This window comes from Nonomuraea ferruginea (assembly GCF_039540635.1).
Taxonomy (GTDB): Bacteria; Actinomycetota; Actinomycetes; order Streptosporangiales; family Streptosporangiaceae; genus Nonomuraea; species Nonomuraea ferruginea.
The window spans coordinates 1-20,095 of the sequence record NZ_BAABFD010000042.1; the positions used below are offsets into that span (position 1 = coordinate 1).

Below are 20,095 nucleotides of genomic sequence, written 5' to 3' on the forward strand. Positions count from 1 at the left end.
CCCCAGGCACTGTCCGTACATGCCGGTGCGGCAGTAGCGGCAGCGGCCGCACGCCGTGGAGGCCCGGCGCAAGGCGATCGAGGCGGCCAGGAAGAAGGCCATCGCCCAGGCCAAGAAGAAGGCCGCCGCCGAGGCCAGGAAGAAGGCCATCGCCAAGATGCGCAAGGCCGCCGCCGAGGCGGCCAAGCGCAGAGCGGCCGCGGCGAGAGCCCGCGCGGCGGCCGCACGGGCCCGCGCCCGCGCCGCGGCGTCACGCGCACGGGCGGCCGCGTCCAGGGCACGCGCCAGAACCGCGGCGAAGGTCAAACGTGCCGTCGCCCAGCGTCCGAAACCGGCCAGGGCCAGACCCAACCACCGGCCCACCACCCGCCGGGCGCAACAACGCGCGAACCCGCCCAAGGCACAGCGAAATCCGTCCAGTAACCAGTCCCAGCCCCGAAGAGGGCTCTCCGAGGAGCAGAAACGCTCCATCGACGAGCAGATGGGAGCACGCCGCTACAGTCCGGAGGAGCTGGGTGCCCACACCCGCACCGCGCGCAGCGAGTCGGAGCTCATGCCCTGGCAGGGCACCGGGCACGGCCCCGCGAGCAAGCCCTTCGAGTCGGACACGCCGGGCGTCGGCAAGGGCAAGGCGGTCGCCTGGTTCCTCTGGAAGATCCTCAGACCGGTGGCCAAGGACTGACCACCCGCTGATCGGCCCCGGGACCTCCCGGGGACGATCACACCGGTCGGAGCATGCCCGAGAGGTGGACCAGCCCTTCCCCGTACCGCTCGGCGACCTCTCGCTCCAGCTCCGGAGTGACCACCCAGACGCCTACCTCGACCCGTCCCGCGAGGATGTCGACAGAGGCCGATCGCAGGCCCTCCACCTCCTTCTCCACCCGCTCCCGCACCGCCTGGAGCTCGGCCTCGGTGTGCTCGGCCGGGCTCAGGCACAGCGCGCCGCCCCAGAGCTCGCGGATCGCGGCCTCGTGAGCGGCGGGTTCGCCGGCGAAGCGGACGTTCAGGACGAGCCGCTTCGGGTCGTTGCCGTGGCGCTCGACCGACCCAGGGTCGCCTTCCATCTCCTCCAGGTAGCCCTGGTCCAGCCAGCTGCCCGCGTAGCCGGGAAGCTCCTGGGCTCTGGCGAGCGCGGCCTCCATCGCCTCCTGGGTGGCCTTCGCCGGGTCGGCCGGGCGCCAGCCGCCCGCGGGTCGCGGGCACGGCGAGGTGAAGTCCGGCCCGCCGCCCGGAGCGTCGCGCTGCCCGGCGGGGCGCGGCGGCTCGGTGAGCGTCAGTTTCGCGCCGTCCCAGGTGCCGACCACGTGGTACTCGCCCCACCGCACGCCCCCTTGGGCCGAGTGCTCGACCGCCTCCCAGTCCCACCCGGCCAGGTCGATCCCGCCGCACTGGGGCGGAAGGGACTCCATGACCAGGTCGCAGAGCTGGGGTCCGTGCTCGTCGTCGGACAGCACGGTGCCTTCGGCCTGGTATCGCGTGACGGTCGCGGCCGGGGCCGTCCCGCAGGAAACGACGGTCACCAGCACGGCGACGAGCAGGGCACCTCTCATGCCTCTGAGACGGGTCCGGGCGCGCGGTGGTTCAACGGGCCTTGAGTCGGTCGATCAGCGTGCGGTAGTCCGTCGCGATGTCGGCCAGCAGGTCGCGCAGCTCGTCGCCGTACACCGCGGCGGCGGCGAACGCCTCGAAGGCCTCCTCGTGGGCGGCGATCTCGGACGCCCCGGTCAGGGTGAGATCACCGGTCAGGGTCTCGACCACGCTGACCGTGCCGTCGTAGATGGTGAACCCGTGGAGCGGGAAGGCCGCCGCCTCCGCCTTCCAGGGGACGACGCCGAGCCGGACGTGCGGCAGCGCCGAGACCTCCACCAGCCGGTCGAGCTGCGCCGGCATCAGGGACGGTGACCCCGGCCGGGTGCGCACCGCGCCCTCCGTGAGCACGAACGCGAACCGCCGGCCCTCTTCGAAGAGCACCGCCTGCGCGTCGACCCGGGCGGCCACCGCGTCGTCCGCGTCCGGGCCGATGGCCAGGCGCGCGTACTCCGACGTCTGCAGCAGTGGCGGGATCATCGCGGGGGAGAACACCGCCATCCACCGCGCGGACCGCACCCGCGCCGCCTCGGCCGCCTCCCGCCCGGCCGGCCCGCCGCCCGTCATCGGGTGTCCTCGCGCCGGGGCAGCTCACCGGGTGTCCGTAGTCGATCCTCCACACCGAGGGTTCTACCACGCGCTTGATTTGTCGCAACCTTTGACGCATCATATTAAGACAATGCTTGCGACAAACTGGAGGGGTCATGTCGAGCGACGCGTTATCCGGTCACGGCCCGGCGGTGCGGCCGGAGGACCTGAAGATGGCGGAGATCTGGCTGACCGGCCACGGCCTGCCCGACGTCCGGCCGACGCCGCTGCTGGCCGTGCGGCTCGCGGTGCGCCGGCGGGCGCGGCTCGCCAACGCGATCCTGCCTGCCGGCCTGTTCATCGGGGCCGCCCTCGCCTACGTCTCCGGCGAATCCGGGCTGCACGCCATGGTGCCGGTGCTGATCCTGATCGTGCTGGTGGTCGGGATGCTGCTGGCGCAGGCGCTGCTCGACCGGTGGGTGCGCAGGGTCGACCGGCGGGCCGGCGAGGCCCTGCCGCGCCGGACGGCTCATCTGGCCCAGCCCGGCTGGCAGGCCCTGCTCGGCCGGCCGCGCGCCGTGTTCATCGTCGCCACCTTCGCCGGCGCGACGGCGCTCGTGGTGAGCGCGCTGACCGTCCAGGACGCCGACGCGCGGTACGCGGCCCTGGTCGTGCTGGTCGGCGTCGCCGGGGCCGGCGCCGGGATCGTCCTGCAACTGCGCGACCTGCTGGCGCGTCCGATCGTCGCCGAGGACGAGGCCTCGCTGACCGCCGACGTCATCATGCGGATCGAGGACGCGCGCGAGGCCGGCATGCCGACCGTGCCGTGGTCGCTGCCGGTGGTGCTGATCTTCGGTGCCGCGCCCCTCTGGTGGAAGGTCGCGTCGATCGCCCTCGTGATCATCGGGATGATCGCGCTCGTCGTGATCACCATGCGGACGCCGTCGAGCGTGACGACGGCGCGGCGCGTGATGAGCCTTTCATGATCGTCATCGACGCGGCCTCACCCGTCCCTCCGTACGAGCAACTGCGCGCCCAGCTCGCCGGCCAGATCCACGACGGCACGCTGCCCGTCGGCTCCCGGCTGCCGACGATCCGCCAGCTCGCGGCCAACCTCGGGCTGGCCGTCAACACGGTGGGCAGGGCGTACCGGGAGCTGGAGGAGGCGGGGCTGATCGAGACCCGGGGCCGGGCCGGGTCGTTCGTGTCGGCCGCCGGCGAGGAGGGCCGCGAACGCGCCCGCCGCGCCGCCGCCGACTACGCGGCCGTGGTCGCCAGCGTCGGCATCGACCCGCACGAGGCGCTCCGCATCGTCGAGGCCGCCCTGCGCCCCACCTCACCGGCGCGGGCCTCACCCTGAGCGTCCGGTCAGGTCAGGACGACGAGCAGGATGGTCACGCCGAGGGTGAGGTCGAGGACGGCGCAGAACTCGGCGAGCGAACGGGTCACGACCTTGTCCGCCCGCCAGACGATCACGTCCAGCACGACGTGCCCGATCAGGGCCGCGGCGACGAGGCAGCCGCCCAGGACGGGCGGCAGGGAGAGCCCGACCAGGGCGGCGCCGCCGAACACCAGCATCGCGGGGAGCTGGCCGGCCCTGAGCCCTGGCTCGCCCAGCATGCCGTTGACCAGGCCGAGCGCGGCCAGGGTGACGGCGCTCGCGACCAGCGCCGGCCACACGTCCAGGTCGAACAGCCGCAGCGCCGTCACCCCCACCACGGACATGCAGAACAGCGTCCACACCACGCCCGGCTTCCCGATGACGGCGGTGGCCAGGTAGACGAGCGCGGCGAGGAACACCACCATCCCCTCGTCCCGCGCGTCTCCCATGTTCAGCCCGGAGAATGCGGCGAAGGCGAGCCCGGCCAGCGTCGGCCACCGGTGCGGCAGCGACCTGAGCAATCGGGCGGCGGGGGATACGGGTGTCTCGCTTGCGACGTGCATATCGCCGACTATCACCGCCAGGCCCGCCGCTCCTCCGGGCCCACGGCCCTACATGTCCGAATACTTGGGAATGTCGTCAGTTCGGACATGATCCAGCGCCGGGTTCGCCGCCGACGCAGAATGGCGGCATGAGAGCGATCGTGCAGGAAGCGTATGGCTCATTCGATGTCCTGAAATTACGTGACATCGACATGCCGGCGGTGAAGGACGACGAGGTGCTCGTCCGGGTGCGCGCCGCCTCCGTGCACCCCGACGTGTGGCATGTCGTGACCGGCCGGCCGTACGTCCTCCGCGTCATGGGGTCCGGGCTGCGCCGGCCGAAGGTCCGCGTTCCCGGCACGGACATGGCCGGGGTGGTCGAGGCGGTGGGCGCGGGCGTGACGCGGTTCCGGCCGGGCGACGAGGTGTTCGGCGAGACCCTGCACGGCATGCAGTGGAAGAACGGCGGCACCTTCGCCGAGTACGTCGCCGTACGGGAGGACAACCTGGCGCCCAAGCCCGGCGACGTGAGCTTCGAGCAGGCCGCGACCGTGCCCACCGCCGGGCTCATCACCCTGATGAACTTCCCGCCGGGCCCGCTGGGTGAGGTGCTGGTCAACGGCGCCGCCGGCGGCGTGGGCGGGCTCGCGGTGCAGATCGCCAAGGCCCGCGGCGCGACGGTGACGGGCGTCGAGCACACCTCCAAGCTCGACCTGGCGACCTCGCTCGGCGCCGACCACGTGATCGACTACACCAAGGAGGACTTCACCCGGCGCGGTGAGCGCTACGACCTCGTCTTCGACATCCCGGGCAACCGCCCGTTCGCGGAATGCCGCCGCGTGCTCAAGCCGGAAGGCACGTACGTTCTCATCGGTCACGACCACTACGGCGCGGGGGGCCATCAGGTGCTCGGCAGCCTGCCGCGCATGATCAAGCTGATGGCCCAGTCCATGTTCCACCGGCAGCTGCCGAAACCGACCGGGTCCCCGCCGCCCAGGAAGGAGTCGATGGCCGTGCTCACGGAGCTGCTGGAGACGGGCGGGCTCACCCCGGTCGTCGACCGCGCGTTCCCCCTGGAGGAGGCCCCCGCCGCCCTCCGCTACCTGACCGGGGGCACGGCCCGGGGCCGGATCGTCGTCGTCCCCTAGCCCGGTAACGTGGGGCGAATGCGGCTTCATGTGGGTTGTGCGATGTGGACGCACGGGCCGTGGCAGGGCCGGTTCCTGCCGCATCCGCTCCCGCCGGCGGAACGGCTGCGGGCCTACGCCACCTGGTGCAACGCCGTCGAGGGCAACACGACGTTCTACGCGACACCGGCCAGGAGCACGGTGGAGACGTGGGCGGCCCAGACGGCGCCCGGCTTCCGGTTCGTGGTGAAGCTGCCCAAGACGATCACGCACGAGCGCCGGCTCTCGGGGGCCGACGAGCCGTTGCGCGAGTTCCTGGACGCGATCGAGCCGCTGGGCCCCAGGACGCACGCCCTGTGGATCCAGTTGCCCGGATCCTTCGGTCCCGGTGACCTCGGGACGCTGGCGGGGTTCCTGCACCGGCTGCCGCAGTCCTACCGCTACGCGGTCGAGGTGCGGCACAAGGCGTTCTTCGAGGACGCCCGGGCCGTCCGGTCGCTGGAAGGCGTGCTGGGCCGGGCCGGCGCCGAGTGGGTGCCGTTCGACACGGTGACGCTCTTCGAGACCCCGCCGGCCACCGACGCCGAGCGCGACGCCTGGGTGAAGAAGCCGCGGGTGCCGCGCCGGTCGGCCGCGCTCACGGACCGGCCGATCGTGCGCTACCTGGGCCGCGACGACGTCGACCGTACGGTGGAGGGGTGGGGCCACTGGGTGGGCGTGGTGACGGAGTGGCTGCGTGAGGGCCGCTCGCCGACGGTGTTCGTGCACACTCCCGACAACGCCGAGGCCCTGACGCTCGCCCGCCGCTTCCACGACGCCGTGCGCGCCCGGCTGCCGCAGGTGGAGCCGCTGCCCGAGCCTGTCCCGGCCGAGCCGCCGACGCTGTTCTGACGGCCGTGGACGTGTCACCGTACGGAAGGAAGGGCAGGCCGGTCGCATGGAGTACGGCGAGCTGCTGCAGGCGGCGCGCGGCGGCGACGAGAGGGCGTTCGGCAGCCTCGTCGGCCCGTTTCAGGACGAGCTGCGCGCCCACTGCTACCGGATGCTCGGCTCGGTGCACGACGCGGAGGACGCCGTGCAGGAGACGCTCGACCGGGCATGGCGGAGCATCGGCCGGTTCGAGGACCGGGACGGCTCGCTCCGCCCGTGGCTCTACCGGATCGCGACGAACCGGGCGTTGACCCTGGCCGAGCGGAGAGGCCGCCGGGAGCTGCCCGCGGACCTGCGGCCCGGGGTGACCGAGGTGGCGTGGCTGGAGCCGTACCCGGACCGGCTGATGGGCCCGGAGGCGCGGGCGGTGGAGCTGGAGAGCGTGGAGCTGGCGTTCGTGGCCGCGCTGCAGCACCTGCCCCCGGTGCAGCGGGCCTCCCTGCTGCTGCGCGACGTGCTCGGCTACACCGCCGCCGAGACGGCGGGCCTGCTGGACACGACGGTCCCGGCCGCCAACAGCGCGCTGCAACGCGCCCGCAAGGCCGTGGCCGGCCTGCTGCCCGGTACGACGCAGCGGCGCGAGCTGGGCGCCGGCGGGCAGCGGGAGCTGGCCAGGCGGTACGCGGCGGCGTGGGAGGCGGGCGACGTCGAGGCGATCGTGGCGATGCTGACCGAGGACATCAGATACTCGATGCCGCCGCGGGTCGAGTGGTACGCGGGCCACGACGCCGTCCGCGGCTTCCTCATGGAGGCGGCGCGCCGGGAGCGCTGGCGGTTCGTGCCGGCGCGGGCCAACGGTCAGCTCGCGTTCGGCACGTACCGCTGGGACGGGACCGCGTACGTCCCCGGCGGGCTGGACGTGCTGGCCGTGCGGGACGGGCGGGTGGCCGAGGTGGTGTCGTTCCTGGAGGCCGACCTGACCGCGTTCGGGTTGCCGGCCGAGCTGCGATGAGTTTCCCGATCCGGCCGGGTTGTACGGGTGAGGGAGACCATCCAAGGAAAGGCCGGAGCTCATGCGTACCGATGACAAGCGGATCAGGGAACTCGTCGAGCGGTGGGCGCGCGCCGCGCACGCCGGCGACCTGGACGGGGTGGTCGCCGACCACGCCGACGACATCGTCATGTTCGACGTGCCGCCGCCCTACGAAGGGGTCCGCGGCATCGAGGCCTACCGGCGCACCTGGCCGGAGTTCTTCACCTGGCAGGCGGCGGGGGCCACGTACGACATCGTCTCGCTGGAGGTGACGGCGGGCGAGGACGTCGCGTACGCGTACGCGCTGCTGCGCTGCGGGATGCCGGACGACGACCCGAAGGTCCTGCTCCGGCTCACGTTCGGGCTGCGCAAGGAGGGTGGGCGGTGGGTGGTGGCGCACGAGCACCACTCGTTCCCGGTGGGCGCCGGGGCTTGAATCGAATCAAGCATCAACCGTGAGCGTAAGCGAGGGCTCCCCCCTGGGCTTGTGCGGTAGAAGGAAGAACGTTTTAATCCTCCTCTGAAGCACCGACAGGAGGAGGAGCCTTGATCGGCTATGGCGGCGACTGGAATCCGGAGCAGTGGCCCGAGGAGATCTGGGCCCAGGACGTCGCCCTGATGCGCGAGGCCGGCGTCAACCAGGTCAGCGTCGGCATCTTCTCCTGGGCGCTGCTGGAGCCGGTCGAGGGCAGGTTCGAGTTCGGCTGGCTGGACCGGGTCCTGGGCCTGCTCGCGGACAACGGCATCGGCGCCCTTCTCGCCACGCCGACCGCCTCGCCGCCGCCCTGGTTCGGCCACGCCTACCCCGAGGCGCTCCCGGTGGACGCCGACGGCCGGCGGCTCCACCACGGCAGCCGCCAGGGCTTCTGCCCCAGCTCGCCGATCTACCGCGACAAGGCCCTGCGCGTGGTGGAGCGGCTCGGCGAGCGCTACCGCGGGCACCCGGCGCTCAGGTTGTGGCACGTGCACAACGAGTACGGCTGCCACAACGCCCGCTGCTACTGCGACGCCTCCGCCGACGCCTTCCGCGCCTGGCTGCGCGGCAGGCACGGGACGCTGGACGCGCTCAACGACGCTTGGGGCACCGCCTTCTGGTCGCAGCGCTACAGCGCGTGGGAGCAGATCCTGCCGCCGCGCGCCACCCCGTCGTTCACCAACCCGGGGCAGCAGCTCGACTTCCGCAGGTTCAGCTCGGACGCGCTGCTCGACCTCTACCGCGCCGAGCGCGACCTGCTCGCCGGGCTGTCGCCGGACGTGCCGGCCACCACGAACATGATGGCGGGCGCGCACTGGGACATGGACTACTGGTCCTTCGCCAAGGAGGTGGACATCGTCTCCACCGACCACTACCTGATAGGCCCCGACCCGCACATCGACCTGGCGTTCGCCGCCGACTACGCCCGCTCGCTCGGCGGCGGCCGGCCGTGGCTGCTGATGGAGCACTCCACCAGCGCGGTCAACTGGCAGCCGGTCAACCGCGCCAAGCGCCCCGGCGAGCTGCGCCGCAACTCGGTGCAGCATCTGGCCAGGGGCGCGGACGCGATCATGTTCTTCCAGTGGCGGGCGTCCAGGGCGGGGGCCGAGAAGTGGCACTCGGCGATGCTCCCGCACGCCGGCACCGGCACGAAGATCTGGCGCGAGGTGACCGCCCTCGGCACGCTCCTCGGCGCCGCCGCCGAGGTGGCAGGCAGTACGGTCGAGGCCGACGTCGCGATCCTGCTCGACCACGCGAGCGTCTGGGCGCAGGACCACCCGGCCCAGCCCACCACCGAGCTGAAGCCGGTCGAGGTGATCAAGAGCTGGTACGCCGAGCTCTGGAAGCAGGGCGTCACCTGCGACGTCGTCCACCCGGAAGCCGACCTGTCCGGCTACCGCCTGGTCCTGGCGCCCTCGCTCTACCTGGTCAGCGACCACGGCGCCGCCGGTCTCGAACGCTTCGTGGCCGCCGGCGGGACCGCCCTGGCCGGCCCGTACAGCGGCATCGTCGACGAGCACGACCGCGTCAGGCTCGGCGGCTACCCGGGCGCCTGGCGCGACCTGTTCGGGGTGACCGTGGAGGAGTTCTTCCCGCTGGAGCCGGGGGAGAGCGTCACGCTGTCGGGCGGCGGCACCGGGACCGTGTGGACCGAGACCGCGCACACCACCACCGCCAAGGTGCTCGACACGTACGCCACCGGCGAGCCCGCCTGGACCCGCAACGCCTGGGGCGACGGGACCGCCCACTACCTGACCACCCTGCTCGCGGGCGACGACCTGGCGGCCGTGCTCCGCACGGTCTGCGACGAGGCGGGCGTCACCGCCCCGGCGGCTCCCGGCGTCGAGCTGGTGCGGCGAGCCCACCCGGACGGCCCGGCCTACCTGTTCGCCATCAACCACACGGGCGCGGACACGACGGTCGACGCCACCGGCACCGACCTGGCCACCGGCGACCCGTTCACCGGCGAACTCCCCGCGGGTGAGGTGCGGATCATCCGGCTCACGCCCGCCGGATAGCCCGTGGGAGGATCACGCGCGAACCCCGGGCGGATCCGGGGCGTCCTACCCACGTGGACGGACAACGGGAGGCTGTCGTGAAGTTCGTGAGCGTGCTGGGCGCCGTGGCGCTCGTGGTCACCGCCGTACCCCCGGCGCAGGCGGCGGAGCGGACGGGGCCGGTGAGCGGGGCCGCCGTCTACGCCCGCTACGACGACGGCTACCGGATCGCCCACCACCGCCCGGGCTCCGGCCTGAAGACGCTGGCGGAGCTGAAGAACAGCGTGCAGTTCGCGGCCTCGCCCGACGGGCGGAAGGTCGCCTACGTCGCGGGCGGCGAGTTGCGGGTGCGCGACGGCGGCAAGGTGACGACCGTGGCACGCCGGGTGCAGGACGGCACGCCGTGCCTGACCCCCGCCTGGTCGCCCGACTCCCGGCGGGTCGCGTACGTGACGGGCTCGAAGGTGCGGGTGACCGACGGGCGGACCTCCAAGGTTGTGGGGAAGACGCGGGGCGTGTGCCACCTGACCTGGTCGCCCGACGGCCGCTACCTCGCCGGATACGCCGGCACCACCGACGGCGTCTACCGCCTCGACGTGAAGACGGGGAAGTCGGTCAGGGTCAAGGGCGTGAAGCTGGCCAACCACGTGCAGAGCCTGTCGCCGGGCGGCCGCTACGTGGTGGTGCGGACGCTCGGCCCCGACGACCCGGGCGGTGACGGCGGCTGGCCGGTGTGGTTCACGCCGACGGTGGTCGACACCGTCACCGGGCGCCGGGTGCCGATCCCGGTGAAGAGGGCGATCGGCGCCTTCTACTTGGCGGACGGCCGGCTGGTGGTGCGGGTGCGCGGGCAGGCCGCCAACACCTGGGCCGTGCTCGACCGGCGGGGCCGCGTCACCGAGCGGCTGACCGAGCCGTCCGCGGCCAGGGAACAGTCGCTGCTCCAGGTGCTCTGACCCCTGCCGGTGGATGATCTCTTCCAGTAGCATCGGCGGACGTGTCGGTCGTGCGCGGTCCCGTCCTCCTCTCGTACGTCGCCTTCGTCCTGGTCGGGGTGAGCGCCGGGGTCGCGGGGGTGCTGCTGCCCACGCAGATCGCCGACTACGGCGTCGACATGGCGACGATCGGCATCACGTTCTTCACCTTCTCCGCCGGTTACCTGCTGGCCGGGTCGACGTCCGGGACGCTCGTGCAGCGGTACGGGACGCGGCTGGCGCTGCTGGCGGGCGCGGGCTCGTTCGTGCTGTCGGCGTTGGTGCTGGGGGCGCGGCCGTCGTTCCTGGTGTTCGTGGCGGTGCAGGTGGTGGCCGGTTACGGGACGGGGCTGCTGGAGGCGGTGCTCAACGCGTACCTGGCGGGGCTGCCGTCGGCGACCACGCTGCTCAACCGGCTGCACGCGTTCTTCGGCGTCGGCGCGCTGGTGGGGCCGCTGCTGGCGACGGGGATGCTGACGTTCGCGCCGTGGAACGCCGTGTGGCTGGTCCTGGCCGGGCTGTTCGCGCCGCTGACGGTGGCGTTCGGGCTCACGTACCCGAAGGAGGCGGCCGCGTCGCAGGAAGAGGGGGCGCGCAGCGGGCTGCTCGGCACGGCGCTGCGCTCGCCCGCGGTGGTGCTGGCCTGCGCCTTCCTCGCCGTGTACGTGGGGCTGGAGACGGCCGTGGGCAACTGGGGGTTCACGTTCCTGGTGGACGAGCACGCCCAGGCCGCCGAGGTGGCCGGGCCGATGGTGAGCGGCTACTGGCTGGGGCTGACCGCCGGGCGGTTCCTGATCAGCCCGGTCGCCGCCCGGCTCGGCTGGACCACGGCGGCCATGGCGTACGCGTGCCTGGCCGGGATCGCGGCGTCGGTGGCGCTGATCTGGGCGGCCCCGGCCGGTCTGGTGGCGGGCGCGGGGCTGGCGCTGCTCGGGTTCTTCCTCGGGCCGGTGTTCCCGACCGCGATGGCGGTGGTGCCGAACCTCACGGAGGCCAGGCTGGTGCCCACCGCCATCGGCGTCATGAACGGCGTGTCGGTCGTCGGCGGCGCGGTGTTCCCGTGGCTGGCCGGGGCGGTCGCCGAAGGCGTCGGCGTGTGGACGCTCATGCCGTTCTCGCTCACGCTGGCCCTGGTCCAGCTGGCGATCTGGCGCCTGCTCATGGCCCGGACGCGCTGACCGCTCACCTCGGCCGGCGGGCCTCTTCGGGCCCGTACTTCTCGTGGACCCGCCGCAGCATGTCCATCAGCTGCTCGTCCTCGCGGATCTTCGCCCGGTACTTCTCCGGCAGCCTGCGCAGCTCCTCCTCCTCGTCCTGGAGCCTGCGGTAGAAGTGCGCGCACTCCTCCGGGGAGCACTCCTCGTCCAGGAGCCTCGTGGCGTAGCGGCGGGTGGCCGAGGACATGTTCTGCGCCCGGCCCTTGGTGCTGGCCAGAGAGGCGAAGACGGTGATCGTCAGGAGGGTGACGATCACGATCAGGGACAGGCCGGTGGGGATCTCGACCACCGGGACGGGCTCGCCGTCGTTGATGAACGGCACGTTGTTCTCGTGCAGGGCGTGCAGGAAGAGCTTGACGCCGATGAACCCGAGGATCGCGGCGAGCCCGTACGAGAGGTAGATGAGCCGGTCGAGCAGGCCGTCGATGAGGAAGTAGAGCTGACGCAGGCCCAGCAGGGAGAACGCGGTGGCGGTGAAGACCAGGTAGACGTTCTGGGTGAGGCCGAAGATGGCCGGGATGGAGTCGAGCGCGAACAGCAGGTCGGTGCCGGCGATGGCCACCATGACGAGGAGCATCGGCGTGAGGACGCGCCTGCCGTTCTCGACGGTGGTCAGCTTGTCGCCGTCGTAGTGCTCGGAGGTCGGCAGGAAGCGCCTGGCCAGGCGGACCACGAAGTTGTCGCCCTTGTGGCTCTCCTCGCTCTCCGGCCTGACCAGGTGTCCGGCGGTGAAGAGCAGGATCAGGCCGAAGATGTAGAACACCCAGGCGAACGTGTTGATCAGCGTCGCGCCCAGGAAGATGAACCCGGTCCGCGCCACCAGCGCGAACGTGATGCCGAACAGCAGCACCTTCTGCTGGTCGGCCCTAGGCACCCGGAAACTCGCGATGATGATCAGGAACACGAACAGGTTGTCGACCGAGAGCGCCTTCTCCGTGACGTAACCGGCGAAGTATTCGGCCCCCATGTCGCCGCCGCCGAAGACCCACACGCCGAGCCCGAACACGACGGCGATGCCCACGTAGGCGGCCGACCAGGCCGCGGCCTCCCTGAGCGTGGGGATGTGCGCCTTGCGTACGTGGAAGACGTAGTCGAACAGCAGGAGGCCGGCGATCCCGAGGACCGTCAGCCACCATATGAGCGCCGGCACATCCACGTAGGCCCTCCAGATTCCGGACAGAGATCCTTCTGTTACCCCTCGCCGGAGAACTCACGCATCAGGCGATGCAGAGCTCGTTGCCCTCCGGGTCGATGATCGTCACCCACCGGGTGGGGCCCTGCCGCCCCTCGTGGAGCACCTTCGCACCCTTGCCGACCAGCCGCTCCACCTCGGCGTCGATGCTGCCGGCCCCGGCGCGGACGTCGAGGTGGATCCGGTTCTTGACCGTCTTCCGCTCCGGCACGAGCTGGAACAGCACGCGCGGGGCGCGCTCCAGCCCGCCCGGGTGGCGGATCGCGGTGCCCTCCTTCCACACCAGCGCGCCCTTGTGGAACCCGGTGTCGGCCTCGGTGGCGTGGCCCTGCACGATCTGCCGGCGGATGAACGCCTCGTCCTGCCGCTCGACCTGCCAGCCCAGGGCGTCGGCCCACCAGTCGGCCAGATTGTGCGGGTCCTGTGAGTCGATGACCACCTGGATGTCGTGCGCCATGTGCCGATCCTAATAAGGTCTTTTCATCATGACTTCGGTACGCCGCTCCGGGATCGCACCATGAACGAACCATGGCAGGAAATCGGCGATCAGGTTTACGTCCGCCGCCACGAGTCCTATGACATGAACGTGGGCCTGGTGGTCGGCGACGGCCAGTGCCTGGTCCTCGACACGGGGATGTCCCACCGGGAGGCGGCCGACCTGGTCGCCGCAGTCCGCCGGGTCACCGGCAGCCCGTGGACGGTCGTCAACACGCACGCGCACTTCGACCACTACTTCGGCAACGCGATGTTCGGCCCGGCGGAGATCTGGGGACACGTCCGCTGCGCCGAGGAGATCGAGCTGCGCGGGGCCCACCACCGGGCCGGCGTGGTGGCCGCGCTCGGCGAGGAACGGCGGGCGGAGCTGGAGGAGGTGCGGATCGTGCCTCCCGACCACGTCTTCACCACGGCCGCCACGCTCGACATCGGCGGCCGGATCGTCCACCTGCGCCATTTCGGGCTCGGCCACACCTCCGGCGACATCGCGGCGCACGTGCCCGACGTGGGCGTGGTCTTCGCGGGCGACCTGGTCGAGGAGGGCGCGCCGCCGGCGTTCGGCGACGCGTACCCGCTCGACTGGCCCGGCACCACGGCCAGGATGCTGCGCGACATGCGCGAGCAGGTGTACGTGCCGGGCCACGGCGCGGTCGTCGGCCGCGACTTCGTGATCGGGCAGCACGAGGAGCTGTCGGTGGTGGCCGAGCTGGCCCGCCGCGCCCACGTGGAAGGGCTGCGCGACCTCATCGGGAAGTTCCCCTATGACGAGGACGTCACCCGTACCGCGATCGGCAGGGCCTTCGCGCAGCTCGACGGAGAGCTTCCCTGAAGACGGGCATTTCGCTATAGTGCATATTGCACTATCAAGGGAGGCATGATGGCGCGACGCCACGACCTGGTGGGGCTCACCGTCCTCGCCATGCTCTCGGTACGCGCCAGCCACCCTTACGAGCTGCACCGTTTCATCGTCGACACGCACAAGGACTACGTGACCGGCCTGCCGAGGAGCCTCTACCACGCGGTGGACCGGCTGGCCAAGGACGAGCTGATCACCCCGGCGGAGACCGGTCGCGAGGGCCGCAGGCCGGAGCGCACGGTCTACGAGATCACCGACGAGGGCAGGCAGGAGCTGACCGTCCGGATGCGCAGGCTGCTGGAGCAGCCGGAGCCCGACCGGCGCACGTTCGTCGCCGCCGTCTCGATGATCGGGGTGCTGGCTCCGGAGGCCGCGCTCAAGGCGCTGCGCACCCGCACGGCCGCACTCCAGGGCTCGATCGGGGGCATCGACGCGCACCTGGCCACCCTGGCCGAGAACGGGCTGCCGGAGATGCTCATGCTGGAGCTGGAGTGTGACCGCGCCCTCTACGGCGCCGAGCTCGACTGGGTGCGCACGGTCATCGGCCGCATCGAGCGCGGCGAGCTCGACTGGTCGGGCACGGTCAAACAGTCGCTGATGGAGCAGCTGCTCGACGAATGAAGCGGCCGCCGGAGTGCGCCAACACCCCGGCGGCCCATCCGAACACGGCGCCTGCCCTGTCCAGACTCGCAGTCCCAGGATAGGCGCCGCCGACCACGGGAGTGTGCCATGTCCGCTGAGATCCGCCGGTTGCTCGACCGCGTCTACGAGATCTGGAACGCCGGTGACGCCGCCGCCTACGCGGCGCTGTTCACCGAGGACGCCGACTACATCACCTACTTCGGCGCCAACCTGAAGGGCCGGCAGGCCATCGAGGACGCCCACCGGCAGCTGTTCACGATGCCGATCAAGCTGGAGAGCCGGGGCGAGCCCGCGATCAGGGAGCTCGGCGACGGGGTCGCGCTGGTCATCGCCACCGGCGGCTCCACCGTCGACGGCGAGCCCGAGCCCGAGCGCGACTCCGTCCTCACCTACACGGCGGTCCGGACGCCGGAGGGCTGGCAGTTCGCCTCCTTCCAGAACACCCGGGTGAGCCGGCCGTGAAGAAGCTCGTCACGGAGGTGTCGGGCGTCGTCGAGGCGCCCGCCGCCCAGGTGCGCGCCGCCCTGGCACGGGCTCTCCTGCCCGGCGGCAGGGACGTCCACGGGCGGTTCACCGTCCAGGACGCGCCGGGCCACACGTCCACGGTCGAGGTCACCGGCTCGGTGATCGCGTTCCAGGGCGGCTGGTGGTACCGCGGCGAGTGGTCGCTCGCGCCGCACCCGTCGGGGACGCTGCTGGTGCACCGCGTCTACAACGTCGCCCGGCGGGCGCGCTGGGCGTGGGTCTCGCCAACCGGTTCTTCGCCGGCTTCGCCGAGGAGACCCGCCGCTCCTTCACCGACACCCTCACCCGCCTCGGCGCCGACCTGGGGACCCGCACCCGGGTGACCTGATCAGGTGGCGGCGCAGGTGTCGTGGGTGGCGTCGAAGCCCTTGAGCGCCTCGCTGTCGGCCGGGTCCAGGGGCTTGAGGCCGCGCCAGTCGTCGCCCACCACCAGCACCAGCCGGGCCGTGCGGGCTCCCGGCACCGCCCGCGGCGTGGCCGTGCGCACGTCGCGGGCGAGTGTCGGCACGCGCGCCTCGCCGTTCGTCCCGTACAGGATCACGGACTTGCGGTACGGCTTGCGCGCGGTGTCGCCGACCTGGGTGACGTGGTAGCCGCGCTGCTCCAGCGCCGCCGCGACCTCGGTGGCGATGCCGCGGCGGTAGGTGCCGTTGCGCAGCTCCACCGCCACCTCCGACCGGGGCACCCGGGTCTGGCCGCCGCGCACGCCGTCGAGGCTGCCGTCCCTGGCCACGATGCGGAAGAGCCGGTCGGCCTGCGGGCGCTCCCACTCGACGCGGCCCGGCTGGGTCGTCGAGTAGTGCCAGGGCGTGGTGATGAAGCGGATCCGGCCGGCGTTCAGGCCCTGGAGGCTCTCGGCCAGGTCCTTCATGACGCCGAGGGTGAAGTCGGGGTCGGTGGTGACGGCCCGGGTGCCGGCGTCGAGGAAGCCGATCAGCCGGGCCGGGTCGGTGAGCGTGTCGCCGCTCATCACCTTCTTCACCATCGAGGCGATGAACCGCTGCTGCCGCTGGATCCGCCCGATGTCGGAGCCGTCGCCGAAGGAGTAGCGGGCGCGGACGTAGCCGAGCGCCCGCTCGCCGTTGAGCGTGTGGCGGCCGGCGGGCAGGTGGAGCATGGCCTTGTCGTCGTCGACCCGGCGCGACAGGCACACCTCGACGCCGCCGATGGCGTCGACCATGCTCTTGAACCCGGAGAAGTCGACCTTGACGAAGTGGTCGATGTGGATGCCGGTGAGCGACTCGACGGTCTTCCAGATGCAGGCGATGCCGCCGTTGTTGAACGATTCGTTGATCATGCCGACGTGCGGCTGCTGGCCGGAGTGGCCCTCACGGGGGCGGCAGGCGGGCAGGCGGACCACCGAGTCACGCGGGAAGCTGACCACGACCGCGTCGTCGCGCCGGGACGACAGGTGGGCCAGCATGATCGTGTCGGTGCGCTCGCCTTCGATGCGGTGGCCGTAGCGGGCGTTCTTGCCGTCGCGCTGGTCGGAGCCGACGATCAGCACGTTCACAGAGGTCATGGCGACCTTGGGCGGGCGGGTGGCGCCCAGCTCGCCGGTCACGTCGATGTGGCGGACGTTGCCGGTGAGCTTGAGCACGACGCCCACTCCGGCGGCCGTCACCAGCAGCACGGTCGCACCGGCGCCGACCGCCAGCCGCCGCAGCCAGCGGCGGCGCGGCGGCGAGCTGGAGGTCGGGGGTGCGTCGATGAGCCCGCTGGTCACGAGACTCCCCAGGGAGACGGGGCCGCGGGTGGCAGCCCTAGGCGCGTGGTGGGTCCGGCCGAACGATAGTACTGAAACGGACCGGGTGTGGTGTCCGTATCGGTCGACTGCCGGTATACGGAGCGTCACCGCTCAGCCGTCGGGCATGCAGGCGGGCGGGCGGCCCGAGGTCGGCCACACGTACTCCAGGTCGTCCGGCTCGTCGCCGAAGATCGGCCGGTAGAACGCCGGGTCCTTGCGCAGCAGCGCCGAGCGGTGGCTGAGGTGCAGAGCGGGGTCGCCCAGCCACGGCGGCAGCTCGCCCGACCCGGCCAGCTCCGCCTGGCTGCGCGCGGCCGGGGTGCCGCAGTGCTCGGCCAGCTCCCGCGTCAGGGTGCCCGCGCAGGTGTCGGCCCGGCCCAGCGAGCACCAGTGGCGGCACACCTCCAGCCCGTAGCTCACCAGCGCCTCCTCGAACCCGGCCCACATCTTCACCACCGGGTGGTGCCGCCAGCCGTAGCCGGGCACCGTCAGCGCCCGCAGCACCTGCAGGCACTCCACCCGTTGCTTGCCCAGCCTGAGCGGGTCCAGGACGTCCGCGGTGCGGGCGAAGTCCGGGTAGGGCAGGAAGGTCTGCATAGCGGTCTCCCTGCCCTGGCCAGGGTGTTCACACGTGCGCGGCGAGCCACGGGCGGAGCACGGGCAGCACCGCGGCCGGCTGCATGGCCCGCGCGTGGTCGAGCCCGTCGAGCACCACCACGTCCCAGCCGAGCGCCTCCAGCTCGGCCCGGCGGCGGACGACCGGCCCGGCGATGTCGACGCGCGTGCCGCCCCACCGCTCGTCGTACTCGATCACGTCGGCGGATCCGGCGAAGCACAGCCTCGGGCAGGTGACCGCGCGCTGCGCGGCCCTGTCGTCGAAGTCCTGGAGCGCCTCGTACAGGGTGACGAACTGCCTCGCCTGGCCGTCCGACATGTCGACCTCCACGGTCGACCAGTCGCCGGGGGTGGCTTCCTTGCCGGTCGCCGACCCCACCATCGCGAGGGTCGCCCTGGTCACGTCGAGCATCTCCGCGTACGGGCCCTCGACGGGCGGGTAGCCGCCCATGACGAGCCCGTCGAGCCGGTCGGTGCGGATCGCGAGCTGCAGCCCGCTGAGGGCGAGCCAGGAGTAGCCGTAGTAGGCGAACCGGCCGGCTCCCACGGCGTCGGCCACGGCCAGCAGGTCGGCGGCCACGTTGTCCGGGGTGAGCGTCTCGGCCTTCGGGTGGGCGAGCACATGGCCCTCGTAGTCGAACGTGGCCACCCGGACCTGGTCGCCGAGCCCTTCCATGAGCGAGCGCCCCAGCGCGGGGTCGGCGCCCCAGGCGCGCATCGCCTCGGCCTGCGCTCCTTCGGCGGGCCTGGGGTTGACGGGCAGCAGCAGCGTGGGACCGGCGCCGTGCACCACGATCTCGATCGTGCTGCCGTCGTGCAGCCTGGCTTCGGGCATGACATCTCCATACGCCGTAAAGGATTCTCGACGAGAGAATACCTTAGGGCGTAAGGAGATCGTCCATGGCGCGGCGGCGGGTCGCCGTGGCGGGGGCGGGCCGGTACAGGATCGCCCGGGCCGCCACCAGGACGCACACGGTCCCCAGCAGGAGTCCCCACACGGTGTCGCTGACGAAGTGCATCCCCCGGTACAGGCGCGAGAACGCGACCGCGAGCGCCGCCCCCACGGCGACCACCCACACGGCCGCCCGCAGCACGGGATGGCGCGTCCGCGTGGACAGCACCAGCGCCAGCCCGCAGTAGAACGCCACCGCGGCGCTGGTGTGCCCCGACGGGAAGCTGGACGTGGGCGGGGCCGGGTCGAGGTGGGGCACGTCCGGCCTGGTCCGGTCGATGACCGCGGTCGTCGCCAGGAAGATCAGCGACTGGCTCCACACGGCCGCGACGAGGAAGGCGGACTCGCGCCAGCGCCCGAAGGCCCACCGGAAGGCGAGGGCCGAGATCGCGGTGAGCGCCACGATGTACGGGGTGTCGGACAGGCTGCTGCCGAAGTCGGTGGCCGCGTTCCACGGGCCGGTCCGCCCGGCGGCCAGCATGTCGCTGACGGCGGCCTCACCGGTGGGCACGGAGAGGATCAGCTCCCCCGCCGCGAAGGTCACCCCGGCCATCAGCGCCAGCGGCAGGACCAGGGATAAAGCGTAGTATCGAAGATCAGTAACGGTCATGTCCCGTCCTCACCGCCTCGGGTTCCACTCCCTCCAGATGCGGCGACGCCCGCCTGCGCCCCTGCTGCCGCCGCCAGGTCTCGAACGCGGCCACCGTCGCCGCCAGCACGGCCACGCCGAGCACGACCCCGCCCAGCACGTCGCTCACCCAGTGCACGCCCAGCGCCACCCTCGTGTACGAGACGGTCACGATCATGAAGACGGCCCCCGCCCACGCGGCGACCCGTCCCCACGCGGGCAGATGGGGCAGGGCGAGCAGCAGCAGGATCCCGGCCCCGAGCGTCGCGTGCAGCGCGTGGCCCGACGGGAACGCCATGCCCGGGGCGAGCGCCACCGGATCGGGCAGGCTGGGCCTCGCCCGATCCACGATGATCTTCAGGAGCCAGCCGACCAGGCCGCCCACCACGATCGTGGTCACCGCCCACAGCGCCGCGCCCTCGCGCCGCCGCCGCCACAGCCAGACCGCCAGCACGAGCACGACGGCCCGCCACGACCACGGCCCGAACACGTCCGTCCACACGATGAGCAGGTCCGTCACCAGAGGGTTGGCCCGCGCGTACACGTGCAGGTCGTGCGCCACCCGCGCGTCCAGCGGGTTGAGCGGCAGCTTGGCCAGCACGAGCAGCAGCATGAAGGGGATCGTGAGGGTCACCACCGTGACCGACGCGATCGTCAACCTGATGGGCAGCCCGTGCTCACCCCTGAGTCGCGTCGCCATCCACCGCCGCAT

24 protein-coding genes are annotated in these 20,095 nt (G+C 72.2%); 14 read left to right on the plus strand and 10 right to left on the minus strand.

Annotated elements, in window-relative coordinates; translation table 11 throughout:
• The first annotated feature begins 55 nt into the window (after nt 1–55).
• Nucleotides 56–682, plus strand: a complete 627-nt coding sequence (locus tag ABD999_RS43270; RefSeq protein WP_345483260.1) for a hypothetical protein — start codon at nt 56–58, stop codon at nt 680–682.
• Between the two features lie 37 nt (nt 683–719).
• On the opposite strand, the gene ABD999_RS43275 is transcribed toward ABD999_RS43270, so the two are convergent.
• Entirely contained in the window at nt 720–1,550 is an 831-nt protein-coding gene (locus tag ABD999_RS43275) for a hypothetical protein (RefSeq protein ID WP_271278697.1), read from the minus strand.
• Between the two features lie 31 nt (nt 1,551–1,581).
• Complete coding sequence (locus ABD999_RS43280; RefSeq protein ID WP_271278698.1) at nt 1,582–2,154, minus strand: DUF5753 domain-containing protein; 573 nt, start codon at nt 2,152–2,154, stop codon at nt 1,582–1,584.
• A 137-nt stretch (nt 2,155–2,291) separates the two neighbouring features.
• On the opposite strand from ABD999_RS43280, the gene ABD999_RS43285 reads away from it, so the two are divergent.
• Entirely contained in the window at nt 2,292–3,101 is an 810-nt protein-coding gene (locus ABD999_RS43285; RefSeq protein WP_271278699.1) for a hypothetical protein, read from the plus strand.
• Nucleotides 3,098–3,475: a GntR family transcriptional regulator gene (locus tag ABD999_RS43290; RefSeq protein WP_148035843.1), complete on the plus strand. Its 378-nt coding sequence runs from the start codon at nt 3,098–3,100 to the stop codon at nt 3,473–3,475. Before ABD999_RS43285 ends, ABD999_RS43290 begins: the two co-directional genes overlap by 4 nt.
• 8 nt (nt 3,476–3,483) lie before the next feature.
• Here ABD999_RS43290 and ABD999_RS43295 read toward each other — a convergent pair whose 3' ends face one another.
• The gene (locus ABD999_RS43295; protein WP_271278700.1) at nt 3,484–4,059 is read right to left on the minus strand and encodes a hypothetical protein; all 576 of its coding nucleotides are present in this window, start codon (nt 4,057–4,059) and stop codon (nt 3,484–3,486) included.
• Nucleotides 4,060–4,187: 128 nt separating this feature from the next.
• Between ABD999_RS43295 and ABD999_RS43300 the strand changes: the two genes are divergently transcribed.
• The 7 genes from ABD999_RS43300 (at nt 4,188) to ABD999_RS43330 (ending at nt 11,692) form a co-directional block, all read left to right on the plus strand.
• Nucleotides 4,188–5,186 (plus strand): NAD(P)-dependent alcohol dehydrogenase, encoded by a 999-nt coding sequence (locus ABD999_RS43300; RefSeq protein ID WP_219551786.1) that lies wholly within the window; start codon nt 4,188–4,190, stop codon nt 5,184–5,186.
• 18 nt (nt 5,187–5,204) lie between these two features.
• Nucleotides 5,205–6,056, plus strand: a complete 852-nt coding sequence (locus tag ABD999_RS43305) for a DUF72 domain-containing protein (protein ID WP_345483262.1) — start codon at nt 5,205–5,207, stop codon at nt 6,054–6,056.
• A gap of 46 nt (nt 6,057–6,102) precedes the next feature.
• Nucleotides 6,103–7,047, plus strand: coding sequence for an RNA polymerase subunit sigma-70 (locus ABD999_RS43310; RefSeq protein WP_271278703.1), 945 nt, complete (start codon nt 6,103–6,105; stop codon nt 7,045–7,047).
• Nucleotides 7,048–7,108: 61 nt separating this feature from the next.
• Complete coding sequence (locus ABD999_RS43315) at nt 7,109–7,504, plus strand: nuclear transport factor 2 family protein (RefSeq protein WP_271278704.1); 396 nt, start codon at nt 7,109–7,111, stop codon at nt 7,502–7,504.
• Between the two features lie 110 nt (nt 7,505–7,614).
• Nucleotides 7,615–9,561 carry a beta-galactosidase gene (locus tag ABD999_RS43320; protein ID WP_271278705.1) on the plus strand — a complete coding sequence of 649 codons (1,947 nt, stop codon included), beginning with the start codon at nt 7,615–7,617 and terminating at the stop codon, nt 9,559–9,561.
• Between the two features lie 77 nt (nt 9,562–9,638).
• Complete coding sequence (locus ABD999_RS43325) at nt 9,639–10,496, plus strand: TolB family protein (protein ID WP_271278706.1); 858 nt, start codon at nt 9,639–9,641, stop codon at nt 10,494–10,496.
• A gap of 41 nt (nt 10,497–10,537) precedes the next feature.
• On the plus strand, nt 10,538–11,692 hold the full coding sequence (locus ABD999_RS43330; RefSeq protein ID WP_271278707.1) for an MFS transporter: 1,155 nt from the start codon (nt 10,538–10,540) through the stop codon (nt 11,690–11,692).
• A gap of 4 nt (nt 11,693–11,696) precedes the next feature.
• Here the strand turns inward: ABD999_RS43330 and ABD999_RS43335 are convergent, their stop codons facing one another.
• Nucleotides 11,697–12,887, minus strand: coding sequence for a TerC family protein (locus ABD999_RS43335; RefSeq protein WP_271278708.1), 1,191 nt, complete (start codon nt 12,885–12,887; stop codon nt 11,697–11,699).
• 61 nt (nt 12,888–12,948) lie between these two features.
• A complete protein-coding gene (locus ABD999_RS43340) occupies nt 12,949–13,380 on the minus strand; it encodes a VOC family protein (protein WP_219551770.1) in 432 nt (143 codons plus the stop codon).
• A 60-nt stretch (nt 13,381–13,440) separates the two neighbouring features.
• Here ABD999_RS43340 and ABD999_RS43345 point away from each other — a divergent pair, with 60 nt between their 5' ends.
• From ABD999_RS43345 to ABD999_RS43360, 4 genes are all read left to right on the plus strand, one after another.
• Nucleotides 13,441–14,247 (plus strand): MBL fold metallo-hydrolase, encoded by an 807-nt coding sequence (locus ABD999_RS43345; RefSeq protein ID WP_271278709.1) that lies wholly within the window; start codon nt 13,441–13,443, stop codon nt 14,245–14,247.
• A gap of 45 nt (nt 14,248–14,292) precedes the next feature.
• Complete coding sequence (locus ABD999_RS43350; RefSeq protein WP_246641318.1) at nt 14,293–14,895, plus strand: PadR family transcriptional regulator; 603 nt, start codon at nt 14,293–14,295, stop codon at nt 14,893–14,895.
• A 108-nt stretch (nt 14,896–15,003) separates the two neighbouring features.
• On the plus strand, nt 15,004–15,378 hold the full coding sequence (locus ABD999_RS43355; RefSeq protein ID WP_271278710.1) for an SgcJ/EcaC family oxidoreductase: 375 nt from the start codon (nt 15,004–15,006) through the stop codon (nt 15,376–15,378).
• On the plus strand, nt 15,375–15,764 hold the full coding sequence (locus ABD999_RS43360) for a hypothetical protein (protein ID WP_271278711.1): 390 nt from the start codon (nt 15,375–15,377) through the stop codon (nt 15,762–15,764). Before ABD999_RS43355 ends, ABD999_RS43360 begins: the two co-directional genes overlap by 4 nt.
• Nucleotides 15,765–15,769: 5 nt before the next feature.
• Here the strand turns inward: ABD999_RS43360 and ABD999_RS43365 are convergent, their stop codons facing one another.
• From ABD999_RS43365 to ABD999_RS43385, 5 genes are all read right to left on the minus strand, one after another.
• On the minus strand, nt 15,770–17,167 hold the full coding sequence (locus ABD999_RS43365; protein WP_148035831.1) for an LCP family protein: 1,398 nt from the start codon (nt 17,165–17,167) through the stop codon (nt 15,770–15,772).
• 132 nt (nt 17,168–17,299) lie between these two features.
• On the minus strand, nt 17,300–17,785 hold the full coding sequence (locus tag ABD999_RS43370; RefSeq protein ID WP_271278712.1) for an MSMEG_6728 family protein: 486 nt from the start codon (nt 17,783–17,785) through the stop codon (nt 17,300–17,302).
• A gap of 28 nt (nt 17,786–17,813) precedes the next feature.
• Nucleotides 17,814–18,638: an alpha/beta fold hydrolase gene (locus ABD999_RS43375; RefSeq protein ID WP_148035829.1), complete on the minus strand. Its 825-nt coding sequence runs from the start codon at nt 18,636–18,638 to the stop codon at nt 17,814–17,816.
• A gap of 43 nt (nt 18,639–18,681) precedes the next feature.
• Nucleotides 18,682–19,365 (minus strand): phosphatase PAP2 family protein, encoded by a 684-nt coding sequence (locus ABD999_RS43380; protein ID WP_148035828.1) that lies wholly within the window; start codon nt 19,363–19,365, stop codon nt 18,682–18,684.
• Nucleotides 19,352–20,083, minus strand: coding sequence for a phosphatase PAP2 family protein (locus ABD999_RS43385; RefSeq protein ID WP_261808980.1), 732 nt, complete (start codon nt 20,081–20,083; stop codon nt 19,352–19,354). The genes ABD999_RS43380 and ABD999_RS43385 overlap by 14 nt, the downstream gene beginning before the upstream one ends.
• Nucleotides 20,084–20,095 lie beyond the last annotated feature (12 nt).